Below are 18,517 nucleotides of genomic sequence, written 5' to 3' on the forward strand. Positions count from 1 at the left end.
AACGAAATAATGATCCTGAATTGTCATTGTTTCCATCTGAACTGTTATTGTTTGGGCTTGGTATTTCTGATATAATGGTTTTTGTAAGGCAAAAGAATAAAGGAGCTTAAAAATGAAAAGAAATAAGAAGGCAAAAAAATGGCAATTATACACAGCGATTGGTGTTGCCAGTGCTATTGTTATCGGTGCTGCGGGGATTTTGATTTTTAGACAACCTTCCCAGTCAGCAGTCAAGGAGGAAACCTCTCATATCGTTACTGCTAAGGAAGGTTCTGTTGCTTCATCGGTCCTCTTGTCAGGTACGGTTACAGCAAAAAATGAACAATACGTTTATTTTGATGCTAGTAAGGGAGATTTAGATGAAATTCTCGTTTCGGTTGGAGACAAGGTCGAAGAAGGGCAAGCTTTGGTCAAATACAGCAGTGCAGATGCTCAAGCTGCCTATGATGCAGCCGATCGTGCAGTTGCAAAGGCAGACCGTCATATCGAGGAGTTAAACAAGGCTCGTGAAAATGCATCAGCTACACCAGCTTCTCCACAGGTTCCAACAGAAGCTGGACTCCCAGAACAAGCGCAAGCAGCGACTTCTTCAGTATCCTCTATCGACTCTCAAATCAGTGATGCCAAGGATAACCGTGCAGATGCTGTGGCTCAGCTCAACAAGGCTCAAGCACAGCTAGATGCCGCAACTGTCCTCAGTACACTAGAAGGGACTGTAGTTGAAGTTAATCGTAATGTTTCCAAATCGCCAACAGGTAATAGCCAAGTGGTAGTACATGTCGTAAGTAATGAAAACTTGCAGGTCAAAGGGGAGTTGTCTGAATACAACCTTGCTAACCTTTCTGTTGGGCAAGAAGTTACCTTTACTTCGAAGGTTTACCAAGATAAGAGCTGGACTGGAAAAATCAGCTATATTTCTGATTATCCTAAAAACAATGGAGAAGCAGCAAATGCAGCCCTTGGAGGAAATACTGGCTCTAAGTACCCTTATACTGTTGATGTGACCAGCGATATCGGTGAGTTGAAACAAGGCTTCTCTGTCAGTGTGGAAGTCAAAAATAAGAGTAAGGCCATCCTTGTTCCTTTGACAAGTGTTGTTACCGAAAATGACAAAAACTATGTCTGGATCGTTGACGACCAGAAAAAAGCGAAGAAGGTAGAAGTTACTTTGGGGAATGCGGACGCAGACAACCAAGAAATTACTTCAGGTGTGACAGACGGAGCCAAGGTCATCAGTAATCCAACATCTTCCTTGGAAGAAGGAAAAGAGGTGAAGGATGATGAAAAAATTAATTAGTCTAAAAAATATCTGCAGGAGTTATCGAAATGGTGAGCAAGAACTACAGGTCCTAAAAAATATTAACTTAGAAGTTCATGAAGGTGAGTTTGTTGCCATTATGGGACCATCTGGTTCTGGTAAGTCTACGTTGATGAATACCATAGGAATGTTGGATACACCAACTAGTGGAGAGTACTATCTTGATGGCCAAGAAGTGGCAGGTCTTGGAGAGAAACAATTGGCCAAGGTCCGTAACCAGCAAATCGGCTTTGTCTTTCAGCAGTTCTTTCTCTTGTCCAAGCTTAATGCTCTTCAAAATGTCGAATTGCCCTTGATTTACGCTGGTGTTTCGGCTTCAAAACGTCGGAAATTGGCTGAGGAATTTCTGGAAAAAGTTGAGCTGACGGAGCGCAGTCATCATTTGCCTTCCGAGTTATCAGGTGGTCAAAAGCAACGTGTAGCGATTGCGCGTGCCTTGGTAAATAATCCCTCTATCATCCTAGCGGACGAACCCACAGGAGCCTTGGATACCAAGACAGGAAATCAAATCATGCAGCTGTTGGTTGAGTTAAACAAGGAAGGGAAAACCATTATCATGGTCACGCACGAGCCTGAGATTGCTGCTTATGCCAAACGCCAAATTGTCATTCGTGATGGGGTCATCTCATCAGACAGTGCTCTGGTAGAAAAGGAGGAAAACTAGATGCAGAATCTGAAATTTGCCTTTTCATCCATCATGGCCCACAAGATGCGTTCCTTCCTCACCATGATTGGGATTATCATCGGAGTTTCGTCTGTCGTTGTCATCATGGCTCTGGGAGACTCCATGTCTCGTCAGGTCAATAAAAACATGACCAAATCACAGAAGGATATCCATGTCTTTTTCTCACCTATCAAAAGCAAGGACGGCTCCTTTACGCAGAAACAATCCGCTTTGACAGTCAGCGGGAAAGAAGAGGATGTTCATGTTGAACCACCAAAACCACTAGAATCCTGGGTCAAGGAAGCTGCCAAACTCAAAGGAGTAGACAGTTACTATGTCACCAACTCGACCAACGTTACCTTGTCTTATAAGGATAAGAAGGTTGAACGAGCGACTCTGACAGGCGGAAATAGCACCTACATGAACGCAGTTGAAAATGAAATCGTTGCGGGTAGAAGTCTAAGACAGCAAGACTACAAGGAATTTGCCAGTGTGATTTTGTTGGATGAAGAACTAGCCAAGAGTTTGTTTGATAGTCCAGAAGCTGCGGTAAATCAAATCATCTCTGTTAATGAATTTAGTTACCGTGTGATTGGCGTTTATACCAGCAATGAAGCCAAAACTGCTAAAGCCTTTGGGATTGGTGGTCTTCCAATTACGACCAATATTTCTCTCGCAGCCAATTTTAATACTGATGAAATTTCGAACATCGTCTTTCGTGTCAATGATACTAGTCTAACGCAGACCTTGGGTCCGGAGTTGGCTCGAAAACTGACTGAGATTGCTGGTCTTCAGCAAGGGGAGTACCAAGTTGCGGATGCAACCGCTGCCTTCCAAGAAGTACAACAACTCTTTGGTTTTATGACCACCATTATCAGTGCCATCGCAGGAATCTCTCTCTTTGTCGGGGGAACTGGTGTTATGAATATCATGCTGGTTTCGGTGACAGAACGCACACGTGAGATTGGTCTGCGGAAAGCTCTCGGAGCTACTCGGGCTAATATCTTGGTACAGTTTTTGATTGAATCCATGATCCTGACTTTGTTAGGTGGTGTCATTGGTCTTGGGATTGCTGCTGGAATGACCATGTTAGCTGGAGTATTGCTTCAAAACATGATTGCAGGTATTGAAGTTGGGGTTTCCCTCCCAATCGCTCTCTTTAGCTTGGCTGTGTCAGCAAGTGTTGGGATGATTTTCGGAGTCTTGCCAGCCAATAAAGCGTCTAAACTTGATCCGATTGAAGCCCTTCGTTATGAATAAGATATAGAACAGAAAAAAACAAGATGGACAGTTGTCTATCTTGTTTTTGTATGGATTTTCCTATCGAAAATCACTAAAAATATGATATAATGAAGTGTTAGAAAATCAGGTTTCATTTGCCTGGAAAGGAAAAATTATGTCTGAAAAGAATTTTTATATTACAACACCGATTTACTATCCATCTGGTAAACTTCATATCGGTTCTGCCTACACAACCATCGCTTGTGATGTCCTAGCTCGATACAAACGCCTCATGGGCTATGATGTCTTTTATCTGACAGGTCTTGACGAGCATGGTCAGAAAATCCAGCAAAAAGCGGAAGAAGCTGGAATTACACCACAAGCCTATGTTGATGGGATGGCAGTTGGAGTTAAAGAACTCTGGCAATTACTTGATATCTCATATGATAAATTTATCCGTACCACTGATGACTACCATGAAAAAGTAGTGGCGCAAGTCTTTGAACGTTTACTTGCTCAAGATGACATCTACTTGGGTGAATACTCTGGCTGGTATTCAGTTTCAGATGAGGAATTCTTTACAGAAAGTCAGCTTGCGGAAGTTTTCCGTGATGAAGCTGGAAATGTGACAGGCGGTATCGCTCCATCAGGTCACGAAGTGGAATGGGTTTCTGAAGAATCTTACTTCCTGCGCCTCAGAAAATACCAAGACCGTTTGGTTGAATTTTTCAAATCGCACCCTGACTTCATCACTCCAGATGGTCGTCTTAATGAAATGTTGCGTAACTTCATCGAGCCAGGTTTGGAAGACTTAGCGGTTTCTCGTACAACCTTTACCTGGGGAGTTCCAGTCCCATCTAATCCAAAACACGTTGTCTATGTTTGGATTGATGCCCTTCTCAACTATGCGACTGCTCTTGGTTATGGTCAAGAGGATCATGCTAACTACGATAAATTCTGGAATGGAACAGTCTTCCATATGGTCGGAAAAGATATCCTTCGTTTCCACTCCATCTACTGGCCAATCCTTCTCATGATGTTGGATATGAAATTGCCTGATCGCTTGATTGCCCATGGTTGGTTCGTCATGAAAGACGGCAAGATGTCTAAGTCTAAAGGGAATGTCGTTTATCCTGAAATGTTAGTAGAGCGTTATGGACTGGATCCACTTCGTTACTACCTCATGCGTAGCCTTCCTGTTGGTTCAGATGGAACCTTCACTCCTGAGGACTACGTTGGCCGTATCAACTATGAATTGGCCAATGACCTTGGAAACCTCCTTAACCGTACGGTTTCTATGATTAACAAGTATTTTGATGGGCAAATCCCTGCCTATGTAGAGGGTGTGACTGAATTTGACAATGCTCTTGCTCAAGTAGCAGAGCAATCTATCTCTGACTTCCATACACACATGGAAGCCGTTGATTACCCACGTGCCCTTGAAGCAGTCTGGACTCTTATCTCACGTACCAACAAATACATCGATGAGACAGCCCCATGGGTCTTGGCTAAGGATGAAGAGCACCGTGACCAATTGGCAAGTGTCATGAGCCACTTGGCAGCTAGCCTTCGTGTCGTAGCTCACTTGATTGAGCCATTTATGATGGAAACCAGTCGTGCAGTCTTGACCCAGCTTGGATTGGCAGAAGTTGCTAGCCTTGAAAATTTGAACCTAGCTGACTTGCCATCAGATGTGAATGTTGTGGCCAAAGGAACACCAATCTTCCCACGTCTGGATATGGAAGAAGAGATTGCCTATATCAAGGAACAAATGGAAAGCAACAAGCCAGCCGTCGAAAAAGAATGGAATCCAGATGAAGTCGAACTCAAACTCAACAAGGATGAAATCAAGTTTGAAGACTTTGACAAGGTTGAGATCCGTGTCGCAGAAGTCAAAGAAGTGTCTAAAGTGGAAGGTTCTGACAAGTTGCTCCAATTCCGCCTAGATGCTGGTGATGGCGAAGACCGTCAAATCCTCTCAGGAATTGCAAAATACTATCCAAACGAACAAGAATTGGTCGGCAAGAAGGTACAAATCGTTGCCAACCTCAAACCACGCAAGATGATGAAAAAATATGTCAGCCAAGGGATGATTCTCTCAGCTGAACATGATGGCAAATTAACCCTTCTCACAGTGGATCCAGCTGTACCAAACGGAAGTGTGATTGGGTAAAAGCAAAAAACCAACGTTAGACACGTTGGTTTTTCTTGTTATGCGCTAGATTTTCTAAGAAGTACTCCATCTCCTTTTGAGACCGGAGAACAATTACTTTCTCTGGGTAGTTTTCTTGAACCCGTTGATAGCGTTCTTTAGCATTCTTTGTCCGCCCATCCCAGAGAATCCATCTGATAAAATCCCAGTCAAAGCGTTCAGGACAGCCTGCTGCCATACTTTCTCTGACCTTGCCTCGGTAAGTGAGATACCGTTTGAAGGCTCGAAAGAGACAAGTCCATGGTGAAAAATTGAGAAAGATGATTTGGTCAGCTTCCTGCATTCTTTCTTCATAGCAACACCAAGAGTAGTTGCCGTCGATGACCCAAGCTTCGTGCTTTGTGAGAAAGTTTTTCATCTCGTCCAGCATCCATTCGCGGTCACTGTCTTGCCAACCAGGTTGAAATTGGAGTGTGTCCATATGCAGTTTGGGGATGGAGTAGTAGTTTGACAACTTTTCAGCTAGAGTTGACTTGCCGGCTCCAGAATATCCTATGATTGCGATTTTCATTTTCTACCTTTTCTGATTAGAGGACAAAAAAACAGCCTCTATGGACTGTTTCTTATTTAGCAAGTTTAGCTGAAAGACGAGCTTTGTCGCGGCTTGCTTTGTTTTTATGAATCAAACCTTTAGTTTCTGCTTTGTCGATAGCTGAGCTAGCAGCACGGAAAAGTTCTTCAGAAGGGTTTGCTTCGAAAGCTTTGATAGCAGTACGCATAGCTGATTTTTGAGCTGAGTTTTTTTCGTTTTGTTTAACGTTCAATTCAGCGCGTTTGATAGCTGATTTAATGTTTGCCAATGTTCTTACCTCCATATTTACTAACTATACCATTATATATGAAAACTTAGGTTTTGACAAGGGGAAATTATTTTTTTAGGTAAATTTCATCGATTTCATGGTTTTTAGTCTTGTGGAGAATGACCTCGGCGCGATTCCTTGTTGGTTCGATATAGTTTTGTAGATTTGTGAGATTAATACTGGTCCAAACCTGATGTGCAAAGGCTTCAACTTCTCCAATTGGCATTTGCGTAAAGCGGTGGTAGTAGCTGTTGGGATCATTTTGGGCAAAGCTGAGGAGTTTTAAGAAACGATCCAGATACCAACTTTCAATGTCCTCAACTGCTGCATCCACATAGATGGAGAAATCAAAGAAATCAGTGATGTAAAGGCGCTCATTTTGAGGGTTTTGAAAGACATTGATGCCCTCGACAATGACAAAATCAGCAGCTTTGACACGTTGCTTCTCTCCAGGAACAATGTCATACACTTCATGAGAATAGACAGGAATATCGACATCTTGCCCATTCTTTAGGCGGTCAAGAAAATTCAGCAAGGTTTCCATATCATAACTTTCAGGAAAACCTTTGCGATTTAAGATATCTTGGTCTATCAAGGTTTGATTGGGATAGAGAAAACCGTCAGTTGTCACCAATTCTACAGTAGCATCTGGGAGAGTGCGTGATAGTAGAATCTGAATCAAGCGACTAGTAGTAGATTTCCCCACAGCAACGCTTCCAGAAACCCCAATGATAAAAGGCTGAGATTTACTTTCGCGTTGAAGAAAAATTCCTTTTGAAAATGCCAAATCATCCTTAGTGCGCTTGTAAATATGGATAAGATGGACAAGGGGAAGATAGACGTCTGTTACGTCCTGCAGACTAATCTGGTCATTGAAACTCTTGATGGATTCTAACTCTTCCTCTGTCAAGGGAGGGGTTGTTTTGCGATGCAATGATTGCCAAGTCTGGCGACTGATTTTTTCAAAATGTAAAAATTCGTTGGTCATTTGTTTTCCCCTAGATATTTTGTTTATCATACCATAAAAAGCTAAAAAGATAAAGCGGTTTCTTGATGGTAGTAAGTCAATATCGTATAATAGAGGTAGATGGAGGTTGAATAATTTAATGATGAGATAGAGAATGGTTTCTGAAGACTTATCAGTTATTGAAAGTGGGCTTTTTGGTTCACAACTTATAGGAGGTGTGTCATGAAAATCTTAAAAAGTTATATATTGGAACTCTGTTTTATTTTAAGTTTTGCCTTACCTTTTATAAGGGGAGCGAATGCGGATAATGGTAGACGCTTTGTAGAAACCTATTACGGTTTTACCTTCTTAATGGATCATCTCCTTGTAACAGCTGTCTTTATCTGCTCACTCTTGATTGCCTGGCTAGTAAAAAAGCAGTGGACGAAATGGCTTGCTGCTGGAAGTTATCTATTTTTGATTTTGTGGATTGCTACAGAAGGATATCTATTCCGTATGTCACTAGAAGATTTGATACGACTTTGGACAAGTTTGGAAATCTTGACACAAACTTATCAGTTGGGTTTTTATCTAAACATCATATTGGGAATCTTGTTGATAATAAAGTATTTTAAGGTTAAGAAATAGTAATAAAAATGCGCCTGATTGCAGACGAACTGTTTTTTCCTGACTATGATAATTTGTAGTTCCCGATAGATTGTAATGTATTTCTAATAATTGAAAGAGATTGAAGAAAAGGTTTTTTGACTAGGATTCTTCAGTCTTTTTCATTTGATCATCACTTTGTAAACGATTTACAATTCAAGCCAAATTATGGTAAAATAGTTTTATGAGTAAAATGTATTATGCAGAAAATCCTGATGCTGGTCACGACATTCATGAGTTGAGAGTGGAGTTGTTGGGAGAAAACATGACCTTTTTGACGGATGCGGGTGTTTTTAGCAAGAAAATGGTTGACTTTGGGAGTCAGCTCTTGCTCAAGTGTCTAGAGGTAAATGAAGGAGAGACGGTCCTTGATGTGGGTTGTGGTTATGGGCCATTGGGCTTGTCATTGGTCAAGGCTTATGGAGTTCAGGCAACCATGGTCGATATCAATAATCGTGCCTTGGACCTAGCGCGACAAAATGCTGAACGAAATAAAGTAGAAGCAACGATTTTCCAATCCAATATCTATGAACAAGTTGAAGGGAAGTTTGACCATGTTATTTCCAATCCGCCGATTCGAGCGGGCAAACAGGTTGTTCATGAGATTATCGAAAAGAGCAGAGAATTCTTGAAAGACGGAGGAGATTTAACCATCGTCATTCAGAAAAAACAAGGAGCTCCAAGTGCCAAAAGCAAGATGGAAGACGTTTTTGGAAATTGTGAAATCGTAAAGAAAGATAAGGGATACTATATCCTTAGAAGTGTGAAAGAATGAGAGCAGTTGATTTAATCCAAAAGAAACGAGATGGTCAAGAACTGACTTCAAATGAAATCAAATGGCTGGTAGAAGGCTATGTGGCTGGAACTGTTCCAGACTATCAGATGTCTGCTTTTGCTATGGCTGTTTATTTTAAAGGAATGACCACACGTGAGATTTCTGACCTGACGATGAATATGGTCAAGACAGGTCAGGAGTTTGATTTGTCAGCTATTGAGGGGGTTAAGGTTGACAAGCATTCGACTGGTGGTGTAGGTGATAAGGTGACCTTGATTTTGGCTCCCCTTGTTGCAAGTTTCGGAGTGCCCGTTGCTAAAATGAGTGGTCGTGGTCTTGGCCATACTGGTGGGACGATTGATAAATTGGAGTCCATTAAGGGCTATCAAGTCGAACGAAGTCAAGAAGATTTCATTCGTCAGGTACAGGACATTGGTGTATCTGTCATTGGGCAGTCAGATCAGCTGGTTAAAGCAGACAAACTTCTCTATGCCCTCCGAGATGTGACAGCAACTGTAGACACGATTCCTTTGATTGCGAGTTCGGTGATGAGCAAGAAAATTGCTGCAGGAGCGGATGCCATTTTGCTAGACGTAACGGTCGGTGAGGGTGCCTTCATGAAGACGGTTGATGAGGCGCGCGAATTGGCTCAAACCATGGTGGATCTTGGTAAGGCAGTTGGTCGAAAGACGGTAGCAGTCATTACCGATATGAGCCAACCCTTGGGAAGAGCCATTGGCAATCGTCTCGAAATCCTTGAGGCAATCGAGATTCTCCAAGGAAATGGCCGAGAAGATATTAGTCACTTTATCTGCGAGCTAGCTCAGATTATGCTTGGCTTGGCTGATGTTGAAAAAACGATTGAGGAAATCCGTCAACACCTGGAAAATGGCCAAGCACTGGCTAAGTTTGAAGAAATGGTAGCAGCACAAGGCGGTGATTTAGAAGATCTCTATCGCCCCGTCAAAGTTGCCCATGTGGTGGAAATTCCAGCTCAAGATACGGGTGTTATTTCAGCTCTTCCTGCAATGGAATTTGGCCTCTATGCCATGAGACTAGGAGCTGGTCGTGCAGTCAAGTCTGATGACTTGGACTATGAAACAGGGATTGTTTTTGAGAAGAAGGTTGGAGACTCCGTTCAAAAAGGGGAAATTGTTGCAAAAGTTTATACAAATGGAAAAATTTCTTCTGAACTAGTTACAGAATTTCAAAAATATGTTAAAATAAATGATGGAGTGCAAAGTTTACGAGAAATTATAGAAATTATCTCATAAAACCAGGGAGAATCCGAATATGAAGTTAAATAAATATATTGATCATACGCTTTTAAAGCAAGATGCAAGTCAAGAACAAATTGATCGTTTGCTATCTGAAGCGCGTGAGTATGACTTTGCCTGCGTTTGTGTCAATCCCACATGGGTGAAACATGCGAAAACAGGGCTCGAAGGCTCAGATGTAAAAGTTTGTACAGTAGTAGGTTTTCCTTTGGGAGCAGCAACTTCAGCTGTGAAAGCTTTTGAAACAAAAGAAGCTGTCCAAAACGGTGCGGATGAGATTGATATGGTTATCAATGTTGGTGCCCTCAAATCAGGCAATCTGGATTTGGTTGAATCGGACATCCGTGCTGTCGTAGAAGCAAGTGGTGACAAGTTGGTTAAGGTCATTATTGAAGCTTGCTTGTTGACAGACGATGAAAAGGTTGTGGCTTGCCAATTATCCCAGAAAGCAGGCGCTGACTTTGTCAAAACATCAACTGGATTTTCAACTGGTGGTGCCACTATTGAGGATGTTCAGTTGATGCGTGAAACAGTCGGGCCAGATATGGGAGTTAAGGCAGCTGGTGGAGCTCGTTCATATGCAGATGCTGTCGCTTTTGTGGAAGCAGGCGCTACCCGTATCGGAACATCTGCTGGTGTAGCGATTTTAAAAGGAGAATTGGCAGATGGCGACTACTGAGTTAATTGAACTAGCAATTGAAACCAGCAAACAAGCCTATGTCCCCTATTCTCATTTTCCCATAGGTGCTGTTTTAGTAGCCAAGGATGGTAGTGTTTATACGGGTGTGAACATCGAGAATGCTAGTTATCCCTTGACTAATTGTGGAGAACGTACTGCTATTTTTAAAGCAGTTTCGGAGGGGCAACGGGAGTTTTCAGAATTGATTGTCTACGGACAAACTGAAAAACCCATCTCGCCATGTGGTGCTTGCCGCCAGGTCATGGTTGAATTTTTTGAACAAGATCTAAAAGTGACTTTAGTCGCTAAAGATAAATCGACGGTCGAGATGACGGTCGGGGAGTTACTTCCATACTCATTTACAGACTTAAACTAGTCTGAGTCACTCTCTGAGTGATGCGGTCCTTGTGGCCAACCAATCCATACTTGCAACATCGTTGCACATCTTATTTAGGAGGTTCAGTAATGAACAAGAAACAATGGCTAGGCCTTGGTCTAGTTGCAGTAGCAGCAGTTGGACTTGCTGCATGTGGTAACCGCTCTTCTCGTAACGCAGCTTCATCTTCATCAGAAATGAAGACCAAAGCAGCAATCGTAACAGATACTGGTGGTGTTGATGATAAATCATTTAACCAATCAGCTTGGGAAGGTTTGCAAGACTGGGGTAAAGAACACAATCTTTCTAAAGATAAAGGTTACACTTACTTCCAATCAACAAGCGAAGCAGACTATGCTAACAACTTGCAACAAGCGGCTGGAAGTTACAACCTGATCTTCGGTGTTGGTTTTGCCCTTCACAATGCAGTTGAGGAAGCAGCAAAAGACCACTCTGACCTAAACTATGTCTTGATTGATGATGTGATTGAAGGTCAAAAGAATGTTGCGAGCGTAAGATTTGCGGATAACGAAGCAGCTTACCTTGCTGGTGTTGCAGCAGCGAAAACTACGAAAACAAAACAAGTTGGTTTTGTAGGTGGTATCGAATCTGAAGTTATTTCACGTTTTGCAGCTGGATTCAAAGCTGGTGTTGAGTCAGTCGACCCATCTATCAAAGTCCAAGTTGACTACGCTGGTTCATTTGGTGATGCTGCCAAAGGTAAAACAATTGCAGCAGCTCAATATGCTGCCGGTGCAGACGTTGTCTACCAAGCAGCTGGTGGTACAGGTGCTGGTGTCTTTGCTGAAGCAAAATCATTGAACGAAAACAAAAATGAAAACGAAAAAGTTTGGGTTATCGGTGTAGACCGTGACCAAGCAGCAGAAGGTAAATACACTTCTAAAGATGGTAAAGAATCTAACTTTGTTCTTGTATCTACATTGAAACAAGTTGGTACAACTGTAAAAGATATTGCCAACAAAACAGAAAAAGGTGAATTCCCTGGTGGACAAGTGATTGTTTACTCATTGAAAGATAAAGGGGTTGAGCTAGCAGTAACAAACCTTTCAGAAGAAGGTAAAAAAGCTGTTGAAGATGCAAAAGCTAAAATCCTTGACGGAAGCGTAAAAGTTCCTGAAAAATAATGGATAAAAGTCATTTCTTAGGAAGCGGCCATTGGTCGCTTCTTTAAGAATTGAGGCAACTTTTGTCTCAATAGAGCTTGTTAATGTGATTAGCAGGTTTTATTGAAATAAAATAAACCTCTGAAAGGAAGAGCATATGGCACACGAAAATGTCATTGAGATGCGGGATATTACCAAGGTGTTTGGTGAATTTGTAGCAAACGACAAAATCAACTTGCAACTGCGAAAAGGTGAAATCCATGCACTTTTAGGAGAAAATGGAGCGGGTAAATCCACTCTGATGAATATGCTGGCAGGACTTCTTGAACCAACGAGTGGTGAAATTGTGGTGAATGGTCAGGTTGTAAAACTAGACTCACCATCTAAAGCCGCTGGTCTTGGAATTGGGATGGTTCACCAACATTTCATGTTGGTTGAGGCTTTTACAGTAGCTGAGAATATCATTTTAGGAAGTGAAGTCACTAAAAATGGTGTTCTAGATATAGCTGGTGCTACTAAAGAAATCAAGGCTCTTTCTGAACGTTATGGTTTGGCAGTAGATCCTGCTGCTAAGGTGGCGGATATTTCCGTTGGTGCCCAACAACGTGTAGAAATCTTGAAAACACTCTATCGTGGTGCTGATATCCTTATCTTTGACGAACCTACAGCCGTATTGACTCCTTCAGAGATTGATGAGTTGATGGCAATCATGAAAAACCTTGTCAAAGAAGGGAAGTCTATCATTTTGATTACCCATAAACTGGATGAGATTCGTGCGGTATCGAATCGAGTGACGGTTATCCGTCGTGGGAAATCAATCCAGACAGTCGAAATTGCAGGCGCAACAAATGCGGACTTGGCAGAAATGATGGTTGGACGCTCAGTCTCCTTTAAAACGGAAAAACAAGCACCGCAACCCAAAGAAGTGGTCTTGTCTATCAAAGACTTGGTTGTCAATGAAAACCGCGGTGTACCAGCAGTAAAAAATCTCTCCTTGGATGTTCGTGCTGGTGAAATTGTCGGTATTGCAGGTATTGATGGCAATGGTCAATCTGAACTCATTCAAGCCATTACTGGTCTTCGTAAGGTTGAGTCAGGTAGCGTTGAATTAAAAGGCAAATCAATCGTGGGGATGCATCCTCGACAAATTACAGAACTAAGCGTGGGGCACGTTCCTGAAGATCGTCACCGTGATGGCTTGATTTTGGAGATGATGATTTCAGAAAATATCGCTCTTCAAACCTACTACAAAGAACCACTCAGCAAAAATGGCATCTTGAACTATGCCAATATCACTTCACATGCCAAGAAATTGATGGAAGAATTTGACGTCCGTGCGGCAAGCGAATTTGTTCCAGCGGCAGCTCTTTCAGGAGGAAATCAACAAAAAGCGATTATCGCTCGTGAGATTGATCGTGATCCTGATCTCCTTATCGTCAGCCAGCCAACTCGTGGTTTGGATGTCGGTGCCATTGAATATATCCACAAACGTTTGATTGAAGAGCGTGATAACGGGAAGGCTGTCCTTGTTGTCAGCTTTGAATTGGATGAGATTTTAAATGTCTCAGACCGAATTGCTGTTATTCACGATGGTAAGATTCAAGGTATTGTATCGCCAGAAACAACTAACAAACAAGAACTTGGTGTCTTGATGGCAGGTGGAAACTTGGGAAAGGAGAAGAGTGATGTCTAAAAAATTACAACAAATTTCGGTTCCCTTGATTTCCGTATTCTTAGGAATCTTGCTCGGAGCCATTGTCATGTGGATCTTCGGATATGATGCTATCTGGGGCTATGAGGAGTTGTTCTATACAGCTTTTGGTAGCCTCCGTGGGATTGGAGAAATTTTCCGTGCCATGGGTCCTCTTGTCTTGATAGGTCTTGGTTTTGCAGTTGCCAGTCGTGCAGGTTTCTTTAACGTCGGGCTTCCTGGTCAGGCTCTTGCGGGTTGGATCCTAAGTGGTTGGTTTGCCTTGTCAAATCCAGATATGCCTCGTCTCGTTTTGATTCCATTGACAGTGATCATTGCTTTGATCGCAGGTGGAATTGTTGGTGCGATTCCAGGTATCCTCAGAGCTTATCTCGGTACGTCAGAGGTTATCGTGACCATCATGATGAACTACATTGTATTGTATGTGGGAAATGCCTTTATTCATGCCTTTCCGAAAGATATTATGCAAAGTACAGACTCAACGATTCGTGTTAGTGCCAATGCTACTTACCAGACACCATGGTTATCAGAGTTGACTGGAAATTCTCGTATGAATATTGGAATCTTCTTTGCCATCATTGCTGTAGCTGTGATTTGGTTCTTGCTCAAGAAAACGACTCTCGGTTTTGAAATTCGCGCAGTTGGTCTCAATCCCCATGCTTCAGAGTACGCTGGTATTTCAGCAAAACGTACAATCATTCTATCAATGATTATCTCTGGTGCTTTGGCTGGTCTTGGTGGAGCGGTAGAAGGTCTTGGAACTTTCCAAAACGTTTACGTTCAAGGTTCGTCATTGGCTATCGGATTTAACGGGATGGCAGTTAGTTTGCTTGCTGGAAATTCACCAATTGGAATTCTCTTTGCGGCCTTCTTATTTGGAGTTTTGCAAGTAGGAGCACCGGGTATGAACGCAGCGCAAGTTCCGTCTGAGCTTGTTAGCATTGTAACAGCGTCTATTATCTTCTTTGTCAGCGTTCACTACATTATTGAACGCTTTGTCAAACCTAAAAAACAAGTTAAAGGAGGTAAGTAAGGATGTCTATTACAACATTACTCACCCTCTTGGTCTCTTCTATGCTGATTTACTCAGCACCACTTATTTTTACGAGTATCGGGGGAGTTTTCTCTGAACGTGGTGGTGTCGTTAACGTAGGTCTTGAAGGAATTATGGTTATGGGAGCCTTTTCTGGGGTTGTCTTTAACCTTGAGTTTGCAGAACAACTTGGAGCAGCGACTCCTTGGATTTCCTTGTTAGTTGCTGGTATCGTGGGAGCTATTTTCTCCCTCATCCATGCAGTCGCTACAGTTCATTTCCGTGCGGACCATGTTGTCAGTGGTACAGTATTGAACTTGATGGCTCCTGCCCTAGCGGTTTTCTTGGTTAAAGTTCTTTATAACAAAGGACAAACGGATAACTTAAGCCAGACTTTTGGACGTTTTGATTTCCCAGTTTTGGCTGATATCCCTGTGATTGGAGATATCTTCTTCAAGTCAACAAGTTTGCTAGGTTATATCGCGATTGCCTTCTCTTTCCTTGCATGGTTTATTCTCTTTAAGACCCGTTTTGGTCTTCGACTTCGCTCTGTTGGTGAACACCCTCAGGCAGCGGATACCTTGGGGATCAATGTCTACAAGATGCGATATCTTGGGGTTATTATTTCAGGTTTCCTAGGGGGAATTGGGGGAGCGATTTATGCTCAATCCATTTCAGTTAACTTCTCAGTGACAACTATTGTCGGTCCTGGATTTATCGCCCTTGCTGCAATGATCTTTGGTAAATGGAACCCAATTGGTGCTATGCTTTCTAGTCTTTTCTTTGGACTTTCACAAAGTTTGGCAGTTATCGGTTCTCAATTACCTTTCCTACAAGGAGTGCCAGCGGTTTACCTTCAAATCGCCCCTTATGTCTTGACCATTCTTGTCTTGGCAGCCTTCTTTGGAAAAGCAGTTGCGCCTAAGGCAGATGGTATCAACTACATCAAGTCAAAATAAGCATACAAAAAAACGCCAGTTTCAAACTGGCGTTTTATTTTTTAGGATTTTGATGTGTCAAGTTTAGTCCCCAAGGGACGAGATTTTCAGTTTTATTTTTGATACGTGTGATATTATCTTTGTGACGAATGATAATCAAGCTAGCAAGTGCTAGGATAATCAAAATGAAGAGAGGGTCATAGCTGTTCAGGATAAATCCAAATAGTGGAAATAGGAGAACTCCAATAACGGCTGCAATAGAAGCAGTAACGCTAGACAGTGAAATCATACTACCTAGATAGAGGCTTCCAAAGAATACGATTGCTAGATAGAGACAGAAAACAGGCGCAAATCCGAAAATCACTCCAGCACTGGTTGCGACAGCCTTGCCCCCTTTAAACCCTGCAAAGATAGGAAAGGTATGTCCAATCACGGCTAAAAGTCCAAAGACAAGTGGTGATACACCTTGTTGGTGGAAAAAAATAGGAAGTAGAGTGGCCAAGGTCCCTTTAAAGAAGTCAATCACAAAGGTTGCCATACCTGCCTTCTTACCTAAAATACGGAAAGTATTGGTCGTTCCAGTATTTCCAGAACCGTGTTCACGCAGATTGGTTTGAAAGAAAACTTGTCCAATCCATAGGCCAGACGGAATCGAACCTAGCAAATAAGCTAAAATTAATAATACAAATGTCATCATAGACCTATTATACCATGAAATGGTATAGAAAGTCAGAGAATATCCTGTGAAATTGTGACAGCTGAAAGGGAAAAGCTTTGCAAAATCGCTAGAAAACCTGTAAAATAGAAAAGATGAACAAATAGGAGGTTCCTTGTGTCAAAAAAGGAAATCAATATTAATAACTACAATGATGACGCCATTCAGGTGCTAGAAGGGTTGGATGCGGTCCGCAAACGTCCGGGGATGTATATTGGATCGACTGACGGTGCTGGTCTCCATCACCTAGTCTGGGAAATTGTGGATAATGCAGTCGATGAAGCCTTGTCTGGATTTGGTGACCGCATTGATGTGACCATCAATAAGGACGGCAGTCTAACTGTTCAAGACCATGGTCGTGGGATGCCAACCGGGATGCACGCCATGGGAATTCCAACTGTTGAAGTTATCTTTACCATTCTCCACGCTGGAGGAAAATTCGGTCAAGGTGGTTATAAGACATCAGGTGGTCTCCACGGAGTGGGATCTTCAGTCGTTAATGCCCTTTCTAGTTGGCTAGAAGTTGAAATTACTCGTGACGGTACAGTCTACAAGCAACGTTTTGAAAATGGTGGAAAACCTGTTACAACCTTGAAGAAAATTGGTACAGCACCCAAGTCTAAGACAGGTACCAAGGTTACCTTCATGCCTGACGCGACGATTTTTTCTACGACTGACTTCAAGTACAATACCATTTCTGAACGTCTCAATGAGTCAGCCTTTCTCTTAAAAAATGTCACCTTGTCTTTGACAGATAAGCGAACAGATGAAGCAATCGAATTCCATTATGAGAACGGGGTACAAGACTTTGTTTCTTACCTCAATGAAGACAAGGAAACATTGACGCCAGTCCTATACTTTGAAGGCGAAGACAATGGTTTCCAAGTGGAAGTTGCCCTCCAGTACAATGATGGATTTTCAGATAACATTCTGTCCTTTGTCAATAACGTTCGTACTAAAGATGGTGGAACGCATGAGACAGGACTTAAGTCTGCCATTACTAAGGTCATGAATGACTACGCTCGTAAGACAGGGCTCCTCAAGGAAAAAGATAAAAACCTAGAAGGGTCAGATTACCGTGAAGGACTAGCAGCTGTTCTTTCTATCCTAGTTCCGGAAGAACACCTCCAGTTTGAAGGACAGACCAAGGATAAACTAGGGAGTCCTCTGGCTCGTCCAGTTGTGGATGGGATTGTGGCTGATAAGTTAACCTTCTTCCTCATGGAAAATGGGGAACTGGCTTCCAATCTCATCCGTAAGGCTATCAAGGCTCGTGACGCTCGTGAAGCAGCACGCAAGGCGCGTGATGAGAGCCGAAATGGTAAGAAAAACAAGAAAGACAAGGGCTTGTTGTCTGGTAAATTAACACCAGCTCAGTCTAAAAACCCTGCCAAGAATGAACTCTACCTAGTCGAGGGAGACTCTGCCGGCGGTTCTGCTAAGCAAGGTCGTGACCGGAAATTCCAGGCTATCTTGCCCCTTCGTGGTAAGGTGATTAATACAGCCAAGGCCAAGATGGCAGATATCCTCAAAAATGAAGAAATCAATACCATGATTTATACCATCGGTGCGGGTGTGGGAGCAGACTTCTCCATTGAGGATGCCAATTATGACAAGATTATTATCATGACCGATGCGGATACCGATGGTGCCCACATTCAAACTCTTCTTTTAACCTTTTTCTACCGCTACATGCGTCCCCTAGTTGAGGCAGGACATGTCTATATCGCCCTTCCGCCTCTTTACAAGATGTCCAAAGGCAAAGGAAAGAAAGAAGAAGTGGCCTATGCTTGGACAGACGGTGAACTAGAAGAACTCCGCAAGCAGTTTGGCAAAGGCGCAACACTCCAACGATATAAAGGTCTTGGTGAGATGAACGCGGACCAACTCTGGGAAACAACCATGAATCCAGAAACCCGCACCCTCATCCGTGTCACGATTGAAGACTTAGCACGCGCCGAACGCCGTGTCAATGTCCTCATGGGAGACAAGGTCGAACCACGCCGTAAGTGGATTGAGGATAATGTTAAGTTTACGCTTGAGGAGAGTGGGGTGTTTTAAG

The 18,517-nt window shown here is 42.6% G+C and carries 18 protein-coding genes; 14 read left to right on the top strand and 4 right to left on the bottom strand.

Annotation, left to right across the window (positions count from 1 at the left end; all coding sequences use genetic code 11):
- Nucleotides 1-112: 112 nt before the first annotated feature.
- The 4 genes from GMD3S_RS0200480 to metG all read left to right on the top strand — a co-directional run bounded on the left by GMD3S_RS0200480 (nucleotide 113) and on the right by metG (nucleotide 5,376).
- Complete coding sequence (locus GMD3S_RS0200480) at nucleotides 113-1,297, top strand: efflux RND transporter periplasmic adaptor subunit (protein WP_000827877.1); 1,185 nt, start codon at nucleotides 113-115, stop codon at nucleotides 1,295-1,297.
- Nucleotides 1,281-1,982, top strand: a complete 702-nt coding sequence (locus tag GMD3S_RS0200485) for an ABC transporter ATP-binding protein (protein WP_008277719.1) — start codon at nucleotides 1,281-1,283, stop codon at nucleotides 1,980-1,982. The genes GMD3S_RS0200480 and GMD3S_RS0200485 overlap by 17 nt, the downstream gene beginning before the upstream one ends.
- The gene (locus GMD3S_RS0200490) at nucleotides 1,983-3,242 is read left to right on the top strand and encodes an ABC transporter permease (RefSeq protein ID WP_001180395.1); all 1,260 of its coding nucleotides are present in this window, start codon (nucleotides 1,983-1,985) and stop codon (nucleotides 3,240-3,242) included. It begins immediately after the preceding gene.
- Nucleotides 3,243-3,378: 136 nt separating this feature from the next.
- Nucleotides 3,379-5,376 (top strand): methionine--tRNA ligase, encoded by a 1,998-nt coding sequence (metG, locus tag GMD3S_RS0200495; RefSeq protein WP_001291360.1) that lies wholly within the window; start codon nucleotides 3,379-3,381, stop codon nucleotides 5,374-5,376.
- 16 nt (nucleotides 5,377-5,392) lie between these two features.
- Here metG and GMD3S_RS0200500 read toward each other — a convergent pair whose 3' ends face one another.
- From GMD3S_RS0200500 to coaA, 3 genes are all read right to left on the bottom strand, one after another.
- Nucleotides 5,393-5,926: a DNA topology modulation protein gene (locus GMD3S_RS0200500; RefSeq protein WP_000684208.1), complete on the bottom strand. Its 534-nt coding sequence runs from the start codon at nucleotides 5,924-5,926 to the stop codon at nucleotides 5,393-5,395.
- Between the two features lie 52 nt (nucleotides 5,927-5,978).
- A complete protein-coding gene (gene rpsT / locus GMD3S_RS0200505) occupies nucleotides 5,979-6,215 on the bottom strand; it encodes a 30S ribosomal protein S20 (RefSeq protein ID WP_001274000.1) in 237 nt (78 codons plus the stop codon).
- A 67-nt stretch (nucleotides 6,216-6,282) separates the two neighbouring features.
- Nucleotides 6,283-7,203 (bottom strand): type I pantothenate kinase, encoded by a 921-nt coding sequence (gene coaA / locus GMD3S_RS0200510; protein ID WP_000180519.1) that lies wholly within the window; start codon nucleotides 7,201-7,203, stop codon nucleotides 6,283-6,285.
- Between the two features lie 201 nt (nucleotides 7,204-7,404).
- On the opposite strand from coaA, the gene GMD3S_RS0200515 reads away from it, so the two are divergent.
- The 9 genes from GMD3S_RS0200515 (at nucleotide 7,405) to GMD3S_RS0200555 (ending at nucleotide 15,761) form a co-directional block, all read left to right on the top strand.
- Nucleotides 7,405-7,809 (top strand): hypothetical protein, encoded by a 405-nt coding sequence (locus GMD3S_RS0200515; protein ID WP_000698116.1) that lies wholly within the window; start codon nucleotides 7,405-7,407, stop codon nucleotides 7,807-7,809.
- Between the two features lie 202 nt (nucleotides 7,810-8,011).
- Nucleotides 8,012-8,602, top strand: a complete 591-nt coding sequence (locus GMD3S_RS0200520) for a class I SAM-dependent methyltransferase (RefSeq protein ID WP_008277670.1) — start codon at nucleotides 8,012-8,014, stop codon at nucleotides 8,600-8,602.
- Complete coding sequence (locus GMD3S_RS0200525) at nucleotides 8,599-9,876, top strand: pyrimidine-nucleoside phosphorylase (protein WP_001202940.1); 1,278 nt, start codon at nucleotides 8,599-8,601, stop codon at nucleotides 9,874-9,876. Before GMD3S_RS0200520 ends, GMD3S_RS0200525 begins: the two co-directional genes overlap by 4 nt.
- Nucleotides 9,877-9,895: 19 nt before the next feature.
- The gene (deoC, locus tag GMD3S_RS0200530; RefSeq protein WP_000773693.1) at nucleotides 9,896-10,558 is read left to right on the top strand and encodes a deoxyribose-phosphate aldolase; all 663 of its coding nucleotides are present in this window, start codon (nucleotides 9,896-9,898) and stop codon (nucleotides 10,556-10,558) included.
- A complete protein-coding gene (locus tag GMD3S_RS0200535; protein ID WP_000246113.1) occupies nucleotides 10,545-10,934 on the top strand; it encodes a cytidine deaminase in 390 nt (129 codons plus the stop codon). Before deoC ends, GMD3S_RS0200535 begins: the two co-directional genes overlap by 14 nt.
- Before the next feature lie 89 nt (nucleotides 10,935-11,023).
- Entirely contained in the window at nucleotides 11,024-12,079 is a 1,056-nt protein-coding gene (locus GMD3S_RS0200540) for a BMP family lipoprotein (protein WP_001036150.1), read from the top strand.
- A gap of 136 nt (nucleotides 12,080-12,215) precedes the next feature.
- Complete coding sequence (locus GMD3S_RS0200545; RefSeq protein ID WP_000929838.1) at nucleotides 12,216-13,751, top strand: ABC transporter ATP-binding protein; 1,536 nt, start codon at nucleotides 12,216-12,218, stop codon at nucleotides 13,749-13,751.
- Nucleotides 13,744-14,802, top strand: coding sequence for an ABC transporter permease (locus tag GMD3S_RS0200550; protein WP_000038681.1), 1,059 nt, complete (start codon nucleotides 13,744-13,746; stop codon nucleotides 14,800-14,802). Before GMD3S_RS0200545 ends, GMD3S_RS0200550 begins: the two co-directional genes overlap by 8 nt.
- A 2-nt stretch (nucleotides 14,803-14,804) precedes the next feature.
- Complete coding sequence (locus GMD3S_RS0200555) at nucleotides 14,805-15,761, top strand: ABC transporter permease (RefSeq protein ID WP_000029131.1); 957 nt, start codon at nucleotides 14,805-14,807, stop codon at nucleotides 15,759-15,761.
- Nucleotides 15,762-15,795: 34 nt separating this feature from the next.
- On the opposite strand, the gene plsY is transcribed toward GMD3S_RS0200555, so the two are convergent.
- Entirely contained in the window at nucleotides 15,796-16,437 is a 642-nt protein-coding gene (gene plsY / locus GMD3S_RS0200560; RefSeq protein ID WP_008277663.1) for a glycerol-3-phosphate 1-O-acyltransferase PlsY, read from the bottom strand.
- A 135-nt stretch (nucleotides 16,438-16,572) separates the two neighbouring features.
- Between plsY and parE the strand changes: the two genes are divergently transcribed.
- Nucleotides 16,573-18,516 (top strand): DNA topoisomerase IV subunit B, encoded by a 1,944-nt coding sequence (parE, locus tag GMD3S_RS0200565; protein ID WP_000037297.1) that lies wholly within the window; start codon nucleotides 16,573-16,575, stop codon nucleotides 18,514-18,516.
- Nucleotide 18,517: the final 1 nt, after the last annotated feature.

Origin of the sequence: Streptococcus sp. GMD3S, from assembly GCF_000298695.2 — a bacterium.
Taxonomy (GTDB): domain Bacteria; phylum Bacillota; class Bacilli; order Lactobacillales; family Streptococcaceae; genus Streptococcus.